This window comes from Pseudomonas sp. 21LCFQ010, from assembly GCF_024129905.1.
Lineage (GTDB): Bacteria > Pseudomonadota > Gammaproteobacteria > Pseudomonadales > Pseudomonadaceae > Aquipseudomonas.
The window spans coordinates 1-13689 of the sequence record NZ_JAMYDZ010000016.1 but is presented as its reverse complement, the minus strand read 5'-3'; the positions used below and the strand labels follow the sequence as shown (position 1 = coordinate 13689).

Here is a 13689-nt window from a genome sequence, read left to right as displayed (position 1 = left end):
AGGCAACCGGCTCGCAGGTCCAAACCGGCGGCTATATGGTTAGATCGTTTCGATCTATTGTGCTCACTGAAGTGCGGTGGTCGTGCATGATAAAGTGCGCGGCTCGAATACGGCCCGCCGGCCGCCACTGGACCGGGTCTGCCATTAAACGCGCCTTGTCGCGCGTGGTTGGTGCAGGCCTGACCACAATACATGCAATCCGTGAGTAGCCATGGTTGACAAACTGACGCATCTGAAACAGCTGGAGGCGGAAAGCATCCACATCATCCGCGAGGTCGCCGCCGAGTTCGATAACCCGGTGATGCTGTACTCGATCGGCAAGGACTCGGCCGTGATGCTGCATCTGGCACGCAAGGCCTTTTTCCCTGGCAAGCTGCCGTTCCCGGTGATGCACGTCGATACCCAGTGGAAATTCCAGGAGATGTACAGCTTCCGCGACAAAATGGTCGAGGAAATGGGCCTGGAACTGATCACCCATGTCAACCCGGAAGGGGTTGCCCAGGGAATCAACCCGTTCACCCACGGCAGTGCCAAGCACACCGACATCATGAAGACCCAGGGCCTCAAGCAGGCGCTGGACAAGCACGGTTTCGATGCCGCCTTCGGTGGCGCGCGCCGCGACGAAGAAAAATCGCGGGCCAAAGAGCGCGTTTACTCGTTCCGCGACAGCAAGCATCGCTGGGACCCGAAGAACCAGCGCCCGGAGCTGTGGAACGTCTACAACGGCAAGGTCAACAAGGGCGAGTCGATCCGCGTTTTCCCGCTGTCGAACTGGACCGAGCTGGACATCTGGCAGTACATCTACCTCGAAGGCATCCCGATCGTGCCGCTGTACTTCGCCGCCGAGCGTGAAGTCATCGAGAAGAACGGCACCCTGATCATGATCGACGACGAGCGCATCCTCGAGCACCTGTCCGAGGAAGAAAAGGCCCGTATCGTCAAGAAGAAGGTGCGCTTCCGTACTCTGGGCTGCTACCCGTTGACGGGCGCCGTCGAGTCCGACGCCGAAAGCCTGACCGACATCATCCAGGAAATGCTCCTGACCCGGACGTCCGAGCGTCAGGGCCGTGTCATCGACCACGATGGCGCAGGCTCGATGGAAGACAAGAAACGTCAAGGCTACTTCTAATTTCAGGGTTACTCCATGTCGCACCAATCCGATTTGATCAGCGAAGACATCCTCGCTTATCTGGCGCAGCACGAGCGTAAAGAGCTGCTGCGTTTCCTTACCTGCGGTAACGTCGACGACGGCAAGAGCACCCTGATCGGGCGTCTGCTGCACGACTCCAAGATGATCTACGAAGACCATCTGGAAGCCATCACCCGCGATTCGAAGAAGGTCGGCACCACCGGCGAAGAAATCGACCTGGCGCTGCTGGTCGACGGTCTGCAGGCCGAGCGCGAGCAGGGCATTACCATCGATGTGGCCTACCGCTACTTCTCGACTGCCAAGCGCAAGTTCATCATTGCCGACACCCCGGGCCACGAGCAGTACACCCGCAACATGGCCACCGGTGCCTCGACCTGCGACCTGGCGATCATTCTGGTCGACGCCCGTTACGGCGTGCAGACCCAGACCCGCCGCCACAGCTACATTGCCTCGTTGCTGGGCATCAAGCACATCGTGGTCGCGATCAACAAGATGGACCTCAAGGGCTTCGACGAGCAGGTTTTCGAGTCGATCAAGGCCGACTACCTGAAGTTCGCCGAGGCGATCAACCTGACCCCGAGCAGCCTGCACTTCGTGCCGATGTCGGCGCTCAAGGGCGACAACGTGGTCAACCGCAGCGAGCGTTCGCCGTGGTACACCGGCCCCGCGCTGATGGAAATCCTCGAAACCGTCGAGGTGGCCGCCGACCGCAACTTCACCGACCTGCGTTTCCCGGTGCAGTACGTCAACCGTCCGAACCTGAATTTCCGTGGCTTTGCCGGCACCCTGGCCAGCGGCATCGTGCACAAGGGTGACGAAGTCGTGGTGCTGCCGTCGGGCAAGAGCAGCCGGGTCAAGTCCATCGTCACCTATGAAGGCGAGCTGGAGCAGGCCGGTCCCGGCCAGGCCGTGACCCTGACCATGGAAGACGAAATCGACATCTCGCGTGGCGACCTGCTGGTGCATGCCGACAACGTGCCGCCGGTCACCGACCAGTTCGACGCGATGCTGGTCTGGATGTCCGAAGAGCCGATGCTGCCGGGCAAGAAATATGACATCAAGCGCGCTACCAGCTACGTGCCGGGCTCGATTGCCAGCATCACCCACAAGGTCGATGTGAACACCCTTGAGCACGGCGCCGCCAGTGCGCTGCAGCTCAACGAGATCGGCCGGGTCAAGGTTGCCCTCGATGCCTCCATCGCCTTGGACGGTTACGAAAGCAACCGCACCACCGGTGCGTTCATTGTCATCGATCGCCTGACCAATGGCACTGTTGGTGCCGGCATGATCATCGCGCAACCGGTGTTGCCACACGGTGGTAATGGCCAGCACGGCAAGCAGGCTCACGTTTCTACTGAAGAGCGCGCCCTGCGTCTGGGCCAGCAGCCTGCCACTGTGTTGTTCAGCGGCCTGTCTGGCGCCGGCAAGAGCACTCTGGCCTATGCCGTGGAGCGCAAGCTGTTCGACATGGGCCGTTCGGTCTATGTGCTCGATGGTCAGAACCTGCGTCATGACTTGAACAAAGGGCTGCCGCAGGACCGTGCCGGACGTACCGAGAACTGGCGTCGCGCCGCCCATGTGGCGCGCCAGTTCAACGAAGCCGGCCTGCTGACCCTGGCCGCGTTCGTTGCGCCGGATGCCGAAGGCCGCGAGCAGGCCAAGGCGTTGATCGGCAAAGAGCGTCTGGTGACGGTCTACGTGCAGGCTTCGCCAGGCGTCTGCCGTGAGCGTGACCCGCAGGGGCTGTATGCCGCCAATGGCGATAACATTCCGGGCGAGTCGTTCCCGTACGACGTGCCGCTGGACGCCGATCTGGTGATCGATACCCAGCGCGTGAGTGTGGAAGAGGGCGTCAAGCTGGTACTGGACGTGCTGCGTAGCCGCGGCGCGATCTGATGCCCTACTGAGGCACGGTAGGAGGCTCTGCTGGCGAAGACGGTGGTACATCCACCATGGATTCGCCGGCTGGCCACTCCCATCGTATCGCTGACACTGCACCAAAGAAAAAGCCCCCGGCCTTGCGGCGCGGGGGCTTTTTCATAACGGCGTACAGGTTACTTTTTCAAGCCGTAATGCTCATCCAGCATGCCAGGGGAGTTTGGCGATTTGGGTGCGTAGTCTTTGGGCGCTTCGGTATCGCGTGGCGGAGTCAGCCGATCGCGTGGTGCGTGATGCGCCTCTGGGTGCATGGCGGCCAGCAGACGTTGACGGGTCAGCTCGTCCAGTGCCAGGCGGTTGGCGCCTTCAGCGAGGTGCTCCTGGACTTCCTGATACTGCTGGGTCAGCTTCTGAACCAGATTAGCCGTGCTGTTGAAGTGAGTGACCACCTCGTTCTGATAGGTATCGAAACGCTCCTGAACCTCATCCAGCTGACGCTGGGTGCTGTTCGGAACGGTGTTGGGCAGCAGACGTGCGACCAGGAAACCAATGACGACACCGGCAACCAGGGCAAGAGTCGGCAACAACCAAACTAAGAGCGAGTGTTCCACGAGTCCTTCCTCTATAAACGGCTTTGCATTACGTTAACGGCTGGAACCTGCGCTGTATAGCCGCGACGCGTCGCCGATATGCCAGGCACAGACAATCAGCTAGACGAGTTTACCCATTTCGGGGTCACGGAGTTCTTCACCGCTATGCGCGAAACCCCTGTTTTCATTGACGGCCCGCAGGGCCAGCTCGAAGCACTTTATCAGGACCTGCCCGATGCGAAAGGTGTGGCGCTGATTTGCCATCCCAACCCGGTGCAGGGCGGCACCATGCTCAACAAGGTGGTTGCCACCTTGCAACGTGCTGCCCGCGATGCCGGCTTGAGCACCTTGCGCTTCAATTATCGTGGAGTGGGCGCCAGCGCCGGCACTTCAGTCGCTGGCACCGAGGAAGTCGACGATGCCCGCGCCGCCGCTCGCTGGCTGCGCACGCAGCAGCCTGAGCTGCCGCTCACCGTGTTTGGTTTCTCTTTTGGTGGGTATGTCGCCGGATCGCTGTGCGGCGAGCTGGAGGCCCGTGGCGAGGCTCTGGAGCGTGTGTTTCTGATCGCACCGGCGGTGTCGCGCTTCAAGGATCACGACGCCCTGCCGCAGCAGGCGCCGCTGACCGTTATCCAGCCTGACGCCGACGAAGTCATTGCGCCTGCGCTGGTGTATGACTGGTCGGCGCTGTTGCCGCGCCCCCATGAGCTGCTGAAAGTGGCAGAATGCGGACACTTCTTCCACGGCAAGCTGACGGATCTGAAGGATCTGGTCATGCCCCGGCTCTCGAATTGATGCACTTCACTGATTAAGCGACCTGCCATGACCACTCGTATCCTGACCGGTATCACCACCACCGGCACTCCCCATCTGGGCAACTATGCCGGCGCGATTCGTCCGGCGGTTGTCGCCAGCCGCCAGCCTGGCGCCGATTCGTTCTACTTTCTGGCCGACTATCATGCCCTGATCAAGTGCGACGACCCGCAGCGCATCCAGCGTTCGCGCCTGGAGATTGCCGCCACCTGGCTGGCGGCCGGTCTGGATCCTGAGCGGGTGACTTTCTATCGGCAGTCGGACATCCCGGAAATCCCCGAGCTGACCTGGCTGCTGACCTGTGTCGCGGGCAAGGGCCTGCTCAACCGTGCTCACGCCTACAAGGCGTCGGTCGACAAGAACGTCGAAAACGGCGAAGACCCCGACGCCGGGGTGACCATGGGCCTGTTCAGCTACCCGGTGCTGATGGCGGCCGACATCCTGATGTTCAATGCGCACAAGATTCCGGTCGGTCGTGACCAGATCCAGCATGTGGAAATGGCCCGCGACATCGCCCAGCGTTTCAACCACCTGTTTGGCAACGGCAAGGATTTTTTCGCCTTGCCTGAGGCGCTGATCGAAGAAACGGTGGCGACCTTGCCAGGCCTGGACGGGCGCAAGATGTCCAAGAGCTACGACAACACCATCCCGCTGTTCAGCAGCGCCAAGGACCTCAAGGACGCCATCTCGCGCATCGTTACCGACTCGCGGGCGCCGGGCGAGGCCAAAGACCCTGATAACTCGCACCTGTTTACCCTGTATCAGGCGTTTTCCACCGCCGAGCAAAGCGCAGCGTTCCGTAGTGAACTGCTCGACGGTCTGGGCTGGGGCGAGGCCAAGAGCCGTCTGTTCAATCTGCTCGAGGAGCAGTTGAGCGAACCGCGGGAGATTTACCAGGGCTTGATCGCCCGCCCTGCCGACCTGGAAGACATTCTGCTGGCGGGCGCGCAAAAGGCCCGTCGCACTGCCACGCCATTCCTTGAAACCCTGCGTGAAGCCGTGGGCCTGCGTTCGTTCCGTTCGGTGCAGCAGAGCGCCGACAGCGGCAAGAAAAAGGCCGTCAAGGCGGCACGCTTCGTGAGCTTCCGCGAAGACGACGGCAGTTTCCGTTTCCGCCTGCTGGCTGCTGACGGTGAGCAACTGTTGCTGTCGCGCACTTTTGCCGACGGCAAGGCGGCCGGTGCGGTCAGCAAACAGCTGCAACAGGGCGGTGCGCTGGATATCCGCGCCGAGGCCGACCGTTTCAGTCTGTGGCTGGACGATGCCTGTGTGGCTGACAGCCCGGTGTTCAAGGATGCCGTGGCCCGCGATGCGGCCATCGAAACCCTCAAGTCGGCGTTGGCTCCTCAACAGGACTGATTGCCATTCCTCGGGGCCGTCGCTAAAGTGTCGGCCCGCTTTTATTGCCCTGCTGACCAATTATGACGCCTCTGGAACGATATCAAGCCGATCTGAAACGCCCGGACTTCTTTCATGATGCCGCTCAGGAAAACGCTGTGCGTCACCTGCAGCGCCTGTACGACGATTTGATTGCCGCCCAGAACAGCAAGCCCGGCCTGTTCGGCAAGCTGTTCGGCAAGAAGGAGCCGGAGATTGTCAAAGGCCTGTATTTCTGGGGCGGTGTAGGTCGGGGCAAGACCTATCTGGTCGACACCTTCTTCGACGCGCTGCCGTTCGAGCAGAAGATGCGCACGCACTTTCACCGCTTCATGAAGCGCGTGCACGACGAGATGAAGACCCTCAAGGGCGAGAAGAACCCGCTGACCGTGATCGCCAAGCGTTTCTCGGAAGAAGCGCGGATTATCTGCTTCGATGAATTCTTCGTGTCTGACATTACCGATGCCATGATTCTTGGCACGTTGATGGAAGAACTGTTCAAAAATGGCGTTTCGCTGGTGGCGACCTCCAACATCGTGCCGGACGGTCTGTACAAGGACGGTCTGCAACGGGCGCGTTTCCTGCCGGCCATCGCGCTGATCAAGCAGCATACCGAGGTGGTCAACGTCGACAGTGGCGTGGACTATCGCTTGCGTCATCTGGAGCAGGCCGAGCTGTTTCACTTCCCGCTCGACGAGGCCGCAGAGCAGAGCCTGCGCGCCAGCTTCAAGGCGTTGACGCCCGACTGTGCGCAGACCGTCGAAAACGACGTGCTGATGATCGAAAACCGCGAAATCCGCGCACTGCGGACCTGTGACGATGTCGCCTGGTTCAACTTCCGCGACCTGTGCGACGGCCCGCGCAGCCAGAACGACTACATCGAACTGGGCAAGATCTTCCACGCCGTGCTGCTCAGCGATGTGGAGCAGATGAGCGTGACCACCGACGACATCGCCCGGCGTTTCATCAACATGGTCGACGAATTCTACGATCGCAACGTCAAGCTGATCATCTCGGCCGAAGTCGAGCTCAAGGACCTGTACTCCGGTGGTCGCCTGAACTTCGAATTCCAGCGCACCCTCAGCCGCCTGCTGGAGATGCAGTCCCACGAATTCCTGGCGCGGGCGCACAAGCCCTGAAAGCAGTCGCAAGCTTCAAGCGGTAAGCTGCAAGAAGGAGCAAGAGCCGCACACGGTCTGCCTTGTTTCTTCTTGCAGCTTGAAGCTTACCGCTTGTAGCTGCTTCTACGCCGCCTGCTGGAATTGCTGGCGATACTGATTCGGTGAAAGCTCTGTGTGCTGGCGAAACAGCCTGGCGAAGAAACTGGCGTCGTCGTAGCCCACTTCGTAGCTGATGGTCTTGATGCTCTTGCGCGTGGCCGAGAGCAGTCCTTTGGCTGTTTCGATGCGTAGCCGTTGCAGGTAGTGCAGCGGTTTGTCGCCTGTGGCTCCCTGAAAGCGGCGCATGAAATTGCGAATGCTCATGCCGTGTTCGCGGGCCACGTCCTCGAAACGGAACTTGTCGGCGAAGTGTTCTTCGAGCCAGTGCTGGATTTGCAGGATGATCATGTCCTGGTGCAGCTTCTGACCGCCAAAGCCGATCCGCCCCGGCGAATAATTGCGCCGTACCTCATACAGGATGTCGCGGGCCACGGCCTGGGCCACGTTGGCGCCGCAAAACCGCTCGATCAGGTAGATATACAGATCGCACGCCGAAGTGCTGCCGCCTGCGCAATACAGGTTGTCAGCATCGATGATGTGTTTGTCCTGATTGAGCAGCACTTTCGGAAACCGCTCGGTGAACTCATTGAAGAACCGCCAGTAAGTGGTCGCTTCCTTGCCGTCGAGCAGGCCGCTGGCCGCCAGCCAGAACACACCGCTGGCTTCGGCGCACAATACTGCGCCTCTGGCATGCTGTTCGCGCAGCCATGGCAGTACCTGCGGATAGCGCTGGCAAAGTGCATCGAAGTCATCCCAGAAGGCGGGCAGCACAATGATGTCGCTGGACTCCAGGCCGCCGTCGACCGGCAGCATGACATCGCTGAAGCTGTTGACGGGCTGGCCGTCGGGGCTGACCAGGCGGATTTCGAAGGCAGGCTTGATGCCGTGGCCCAATTGTTTGCTGTAGCGCAGGCTGGCCAGATGGAAGAAATCCTTGGCCTGCATCAGGGTTGAGGCGAACACCCGGTCAATCGCCAGGATGCTCACACGCCGCAATACGGCGCAGGGTTGTATCGGCATGATCTTTGTTCTTATAGGTAATAGTGGTCAAACAACGGCTGGATCGTCTTATGTTTTGCCGGTCCTGTCCAGCCTGAAGCACCCCCTGTAACAATAACCACCAAGGCTCTGGCCCGCCGCTCATGTCCGGTGGTGAGGACAGGACGAAATTCCGGTTGAGCTTCTTGTTGCAGCCTGTATAATTCGCCACCTCTTGGTTGCGGGAGTGATGCCCCGTCGCTAAAGAATCTGCCGTATGCGGACGCGCTGACCCGAGCCCCCGATAGCGTCTGTTTCCGGCTGACTCCGGCTGGCCTGTTTGGCTTGTCAGAGAATGCACTATTCAGTAAGCTCCGCCGTCTATTTTTTTCAGGCGGCCCCTGAGGCTATAAAGAATGAAAACTTTTACTGCTAAACCGGAAACAGTTAAGCGCGACTGGTTCGTCGTCGACGCTGCTGGCCAGACCCTGGGTCGTCTGGCCACCGAAATCGCGAGCCGTCTGCGTGGCAAGCACAAACCGGAATACACTCCGCACGTTGACACTGGCGACTACATCGTCGTGATCAATGCCGAGCAGATCCGTGTTACTGGTGCCAAGTCTTCCGACAAGATCTACTACTCTCACTCCGGTTTCCCGGGCGGGATCAAATCGATCAACTTCGAAAAGCTGATCGACAAGGCTCCTGAGCGCGTGATCGAGACCGCGGTTAAGGGCATGCTGCCTAAGAACCCGCTGGGTCGCGACATGTACCGTAAGCTGAAAGTCTATGCGGGCGCTGTTCACCCTCATACTGCTCAGCAGCCCCAAGAACTGAAGTTTTAACGGAATAGTTGATTATGTCGGCGACTCAAAATTACGGCACTGGCCGTCGCAAGACCGCAACCGCTCGCGTTTTCCTGCGTCCGGGCACTGGTAACATCTCGATCAACAACCGTTCGCTGGACGTGTTCTTTGGCCGTGAAACTGCCCGCATGGTAGTTCGCCAGCCACTGGAACTGACCGAGACCACCGAGAAATTCGACATCTACGTCACCGTTATCGGTGGCGGCGTAAGTGGCCAGGCTGGCGCAATCCGCCACGGTATCACTCGCGCCCTGATGCAATACGACGAGTCGCTGCGCAGCTCCCTGCGTAAAGCCGGCTTCGTTACTCGCGACGCCCGTGAAGTTGAGCGTAAGAAAGTCGGTCTGCGTAAAGCGCGTAAGCGTCCGCAGTACTCGAAGCGTTAATTCGCTTTTACGCCTCAAAAAGAACGCCCGCTTCTTCGGAAGCCGGGCGTTTTTTTATGCCTCTCATTTAGCTGTGTGGCAAATCGCCTCATTGTTGTAAGTCAATGTTTACAGCTATTCCTACCTTTTGAGGGGTCTTAAGACCTTGTTGACAGAAGGGGCTTTATTTACCATCCCGGCCACTTGGCAATGACTAGATTTTATCGTGCAGGTCTCTGATCAATCAGAGGCTGCAGTGGACGGGAGAGGGCGGAATGAGCAATGACGGCGTCAATCCAGGCCGGCGTCGCTTCCTGGTTGCAGCGACTTCGGTAGTCGGGGCAGCAGGGGCGGTAGGGGCTGCGGTCCCGTTCGTGGGGTCGTGGTTTCCCAGTGCCAAGGCCAAGGCCGCAGGCGCACCGGTGAAGGTCAATATCGGCAAGATCGAGCCGGGGCAGCAGATGGTCGCCGAATGGCGCGGTCAGCCGGTGTTCATTCTGCGCCGAACGCCGCAGATCCTCGCTGAGTTGGGCAAGCGTACTGCGCAGCTGTCGGACCCTGAGTCCAGGGCCTCGGTGCAGCCCGGATATGTCGACCAGGCGTTGCGCTCGATCAAACCGGAAATCCTCCTGCTGGTCGGCCTGTGTACCCATCTGGGGTGTTCGCCGACCTTTCGTCCTGAAGTCGCGCCAGCCGACCTGGGTGCTGACTGGGTGGGCGGTTACTTCTGCCCCTGCCACGGATCGCGCTACGACCTGGCTGGGCGGGTCTACAAGGCGCAGCCTGCACCATTGAATCTGCCGGTGCCGCCGCACAGCTACGAGTCCGAGACGGTCATTGTCATCGGCGTCGATCAGGAGAAAGCGTGATGAGCAAATTCATGGCATGGATCGATGCGCGGTTCCCGGCAACCCGGATGTGGGAAGAGCATCTAAGCAAGTATTACGCACCCAAGAACTTCAACTTTTTCTATTTCTTCGGCTCGCTGGCGTTGCTGGTGCTGGTCAACCAACTGGCCACCGGTGTCTGGTTGACCATGAACTACACGCCGACCGCCGAAGATGCCTTCGCGTCCGTCGAGTACATCATGCGTGATGTGGAGTACGGCGCCATCCTGCGTCTGCTGCACTCCACCGGGGCTTCGGCATTCTTTATCGTGGTCTACCTGCACATGTTTCGCGGCCTGCTGTACGGCTCGTACCAGAAGCCTCGTGAGCTGGTGTGGATCTTCGGTATGTTCATCTATCTGGCGCTGATGGCAGAGGCGTTCATGGGCTATCTGTTGCCCTGGGGGCAGATGTCCTACTGGGGGGCGCAGGTGATCATCTCGCTGTTCGGTGCCATTCCTTTTATCGGCGATGCGCTGACCGAGTGGATTCGTGGCGATTATCTGATCTCCGGCATCACCCTCAACCGCTTCTTCGCCTTGCACGTGGTGGCCCTGCCGATCGTGATTCTCGGCCTGGTGGTCCTGCATATCCTGGCGCTGCATGAAGTCGGTTCGAACAATCCTGACGGCATTGATATCAAGAAGCTCAAGGACGAGAACGGCGTTCCGCTGGACGGTATTCCGTTTCATCCGTATTACACGGTCAAGGATATCGTTGGTGTTGCGGTGTTTCTCTTTGTGTTTTGCACCATTGTGTTCTTCTTTCCGGAAATGGGCGGTTACTTCCTGGAAAAGCCCAATTTCGAAGCGGCCAATCCGTTCAAGACTCCGGAGCATATTGCGCCGGTCTGGTACTTCACGCCGTTCTACGCAATCTTGCGCGCGATCCCGGACAAGCTCATGGGCGTTATGGCAATGGGCGCTGCGATTGCTGTGCTGTTTGTCCTGCCGTGGCTGGACCGCAGCCCGGTGCGTTCGATGCGTTACAAGGGCTGGCTGAGCCGGGTTTGGCTGGCGGTGTTCTGCGTGGCGTTTGTGACGCTGGGGGTGCTGGGGGTGTTGTCGCCTACCCCGGGGCGCACATTGCTGTCGCAGATCTGCACCTTCCTGTACTTCGCGTATTTCATTCTGATGCCGTTCTATACCCGGCTCGAAAAAACCAAACCGGTTCCAGAGAGGGTGACAGGCTGATGAAAAAGCTATTCGCTGTATTGATGCTGGCTTGCCTGCCCATGCTGGCTCTGGCGGCCGGAGCGGGTCTGAAGCTGGAGCCGGTCGACATCGACGTCTCCGACAAGGCTGCGCTGCAGGACGGTGCGCGCACGTTCGTCAACTACTGCATGGGCTGTCATGGGGCCAAGTATCAGCGCTATGAGCGTGTGGCGGACGATCTGGGTATCGCGCACGAAACCATGTTGCAGATGCTGGTGTTTACCGGTGCCAAAATCGGTGACCATATGAAAAGCAGCATGCGCGCCGAAGACGCCAAGGCCTGGTTCGGCGCCGAGCCGCCCGACCTGACCCTGGTGGCGCGGGTGCGCGGTACCGATTGGCTATATAACTACTTGCGCTCGTTCCATGAAGACCCGTCGCGACCTATGGGGGTCAACAATCGGGTATTCCCTAATGTCGGTATGCCCAATGTGCTGGCCGGTCTGCAAGGGCGTCAAGTTATCGGTTGCAAGCAGGTGGCGCTGGAAGTGGACGGCAAGAAGCAATATGACCCGTTGAGTGGTTCACCGCTGACCCATGAGGCATGTGATCAACTGACCGTGATTGCGGGCACGGGCAGTCTCAACCCGGAGCAGTTCGATGAGAAAGTCCGCAATCTGGTGACGTTCCTGGCCTACTCGGCCAACCCTGTAAAGCTTGAGCATCAACGGATCGGCACCTGGGTGCTGTTGTACCTCGCGTTCTTCTTTGTATTTGCCTGGCTGTTGAAGCGCGAGTACTGGAAAGATATTCACTGATCGGCGGGTTTTAGCCGTCAACCTGCGCGTCCCTGAGTGACTGTATTAAGAGAATCGCCGCAGTGCGGGTATAGTAGCGGGCCAGGATTGCAGATTTACCATCGGTAAATAAGCTATCTTGTGGCCCGCAACTGCTCGCTGCTGCTGACGATCACTTACTCAGGCATTGCGGGGCGCGTTTGCATTTGTATTACATAAATTTCTACAAGCGAGGAGGATCACCATGGGCGTGACCAATCGGTTGGCCTGTTATTCCGACCCCGCCGACCACTATTCCCATCGCGTACGTATCGTGCTCGCCGAGAAGGGCGTTGCTGCCGAGATCATCGATGTGGTGGCTGACCGGCTGCCTGCGCAATTGATCGAGGTGAATCCTTACGGCAGCCTGCCGACTCTGGTCGATCGGGACCTGGCGTTGTACGAGCCGACGGTGGTGATGGAGTATCTGGAAGAGCGTTATCCGCATCCGCCCTTGATGCCGGTCTATCCGGTGGCCAGAGCCAATACCCGGTTGCTGGCCCACCGGATCCAGCGTGACTGGTGTGCGCTGGTGGATCTGATCCTGGATCCGCGTAGCAAGGAAGGCGAGCGGGTACAGGCGCGCAAGGAGCTGCGCGAGAGTCTGACAGGTGTCTCTGTGTTGTTTGCCGAGAAACCTTTTTTTCTCAGTGACGAGCAAAGTCTCGTCGATTGCTGTCTACTGCCCATACTCTGGCGTTTGCCGATATTGGGTATTGAATTGCCGCGGCACGCCAAGCCGTTGCTCGATTACATGGAGCGCCAGTTCGCGCGCGAAGCATTTCAGGCAAGCCTGTCTGCTGCTGAACGTGAAATGCGCTAAGGCTTAAGGAGCCGTTGATGAACTCCAGTCGCCCTTATCTGATTCGTGCTCTTTACGAGTGGATTGTAGATAACGATTGTACCCCGCATATCCTGGTCAATGCCGAGTATCCGTCGGTGCAGGTCCCCCAGGGCTTTGCCAATGATGGCCAGATTGTCCTGAATGTCTCCCCCAGCGCCGTGCGGCAGATGCACATGGACAACGACGCAGTCAGCTTTGAAGGCCGCTTTGGTGGTGTTCCCCATACCCTGTATGTGCCTGTCGGCGCGATTCTGGGCATCTATGCCCGGGAGAATGGCCAGGGTATGGTCTTTGACATGGAGCCGGCTCTGGAAGAGCGTGATGTCGAAGAGATCGAAATGGATGAAGAGACTTCACCCCCTGACAGCGAGCCGCCACGCCCCAGCGGCAGGCCAAGCCTGAAAGTGGTGAAATAAAAAAAGGCGATCCGGTGGATCGCCTTTTTTATCTCTGTGCGCAGCTAGTGTGGTGTTTCACAAGTAGGGCGAAAAACTACTTACCCAATGCTTTTGCTGCACGCGCTACGGAACCCAGGATCTCGTTCGCTTTTTTGTGCCAGCGAAATGGCTTCGGATTCTGGTTGTAGGTTTCCAGGTAGTACTCAATTGAGGCCTCTAAATCCTTCACGCTGACATGAGCCTGGCGCTTGATCCATTTCTCGCTCAGTGTTGAGAAGAAACGCTCCACCAGATTCATCCATGAGGCAGACGTGGGGGTGAAATGGATGCTGT

General features: G+C 59.0%; 14 protein-coding genes and 1 pseudogene. 12 read left to right on the top strand and 3 right to left on the bottom strand.

Translation table 11 applies throughout. The annotated features are described in order from the left end of the window. Window positions 1-211 precede the first annotated feature (211 nt). Window positions 212-1129: a sulfate adenylyltransferase subunit CysD gene (cysD, locus tag NJC38_RS18030; protein WP_045487930.1), complete on the top strand. Its 918-nt coding sequence runs from the start codon at window positions 212-214 to the stop codon at window positions 1127-1129. A gap of 15 nt (window positions 1130-1144) precedes the next feature. After that, window positions 1145-3046: a sulfate adenylyltransferase subunit CysN gene (cysN, locus tag NJC38_RS18025; protein WP_253116303.1), complete on the top strand. Its 1902-nt coding sequence runs from the start codon at window positions 1145-1147 to the stop codon at window positions 3044-3046. Window positions 3047-3204: 158 nt separating this feature from the next. Here cysN and NJC38_RS18020 read toward each other — a convergent pair whose 3' ends face one another. Then, complete coding sequence (locus NJC38_RS18020) at window positions 3205-3639, bottom strand: DUF1043 family protein (protein ID WP_045487934.1); 435 nt, start codon at window positions 3637-3639, stop codon at window positions 3205-3207. A 144-nt stretch (window positions 3640-3783) separates the two neighbouring features. On the opposite strand from NJC38_RS18020, the gene NJC38_RS18015 reads away from it, so the two are divergent. From NJC38_RS18015 to zapE, 3 genes are all read left to right on the top strand, one after another. Beyond that, on the top strand, window positions 3784-4413 hold the full coding sequence (locus NJC38_RS18015) for a thioesterase domain-containing protein (protein ID WP_253116302.1): 630 nt from the start codon (window positions 3784-3786) through the stop codon (window positions 4411-4413). Between the two features lie 27 nt (window positions 4414-4440). Continuing rightward, the gene (locus NJC38_RS18010) at window positions 4441-5790 is read left to right on the top strand and encodes a tryptophan--tRNA ligase (RefSeq protein WP_253116299.1); all 1350 of its coding nucleotides are present in this window, start codon (window positions 4441-4443) and stop codon (window positions 5788-5790) included. A gap of 62 nt (window positions 5791-5852) precedes the next feature. Next, on the top strand, window positions 5853-6947 hold the full coding sequence (gene zapE, locus NJC38_RS18005) for a cell division protein ZapE (RefSeq protein WP_045487938.1): 1095 nt from the start codon (window positions 5853-5855) through the stop codon (window positions 6945-6947). Window positions 6948-7052: 105 nt separating this feature from the next. Here zapE and NJC38_RS18000 read toward each other — a convergent pair whose 3' ends face one another. After that, the gene (locus NJC38_RS18000; protein WP_162484354.1) at window positions 7053-7949 is read right to left on the bottom strand and encodes a GlxA family transcriptional regulator; all 897 of its coding nucleotides are present in this window, start codon (window positions 7947-7949) and stop codon (window positions 7053-7055) included. A gap of 473 nt (window positions 7950-8422) precedes the next feature. Between NJC38_RS18000 and rplM the strand changes: the two genes are divergently transcribed. From rplM to NJC38_RS17965, 7 genes are all read left to right on the top strand, one after another. Beyond that, the gene (rplM, locus tag NJC38_RS17995) at window positions 8423-8851 is read left to right on the top strand and encodes a 50S ribosomal protein L13 (RefSeq protein ID WP_045487943.1); all 429 of its coding nucleotides are present in this window, start codon (window positions 8423-8425) and stop codon (window positions 8849-8851) included. Between the two features lie 14 nt (window positions 8852-8865). Next, a complete protein-coding gene (gene rpsI / locus NJC38_RS17990) occupies window positions 8866-9258 on the top strand; it encodes a 30S ribosomal protein S9 (RefSeq protein WP_045487946.1) in 393 nt (130 codons plus the stop codon). A gap of 254 nt (window positions 9259-9512) precedes the next feature. Beyond that, window positions 9513-10106, top strand: coding sequence for a ubiquinol-cytochrome c reductase iron-sulfur subunit (gene petA, locus NJC38_RS17985; RefSeq protein ID WP_253116297.1), 594 nt, complete (start codon window positions 9513-9515; stop codon window positions 10104-10106). Beyond that, a complete protein-coding gene (locus NJC38_RS17980) occupies window positions 10106-11317 on the top strand; it encodes a cytochrome bc complex cytochrome b subunit (RefSeq protein ID WP_045487951.1) in 1212 nt (403 codons plus the stop codon). The genes petA and NJC38_RS17980 overlap by 1 nt, the downstream gene beginning before the upstream one ends. Then, entirely contained in the window at window positions 11317-12096 is a 780-nt protein-coding gene (locus NJC38_RS17975; RefSeq protein WP_253116295.1) for a cytochrome c1, read from the top strand. The genes NJC38_RS17980 and NJC38_RS17975 overlap by 1 nt, the downstream gene beginning before the upstream one ends. Before the next feature lie 223 nt (window positions 12097-12319). Continuing rightward, window positions 12320-12937 (top strand): glutathione S-transferase N-terminal domain-containing protein, encoded by a 618-nt coding sequence (locus tag NJC38_RS17970; RefSeq protein ID WP_253116293.1) that lies wholly within the window; start codon window positions 12320-12322, stop codon window positions 12935-12937. A 17-nt stretch (window positions 12938-12954) separates the two neighbouring features. Beyond that, the gene (locus NJC38_RS17965) at window positions 12955-13374 is read left to right on the top strand and encodes a ClpXP protease specificity-enhancing factor (protein WP_045487960.1); all 420 of its coding nucleotides are present in this window, start codon (window positions 12955-12957) and stop codon (window positions 13372-13374) included. A 76-nt stretch (window positions 13375-13450) separates the two neighbouring features. Here NJC38_RS17965 and NJC38_RS17960 read toward each other — a convergent pair. Next, window positions 13451-13689: pseudogene (locus NJC38_RS17960) on the bottom strand (IS630 family transposase); the annotation flags it as partial.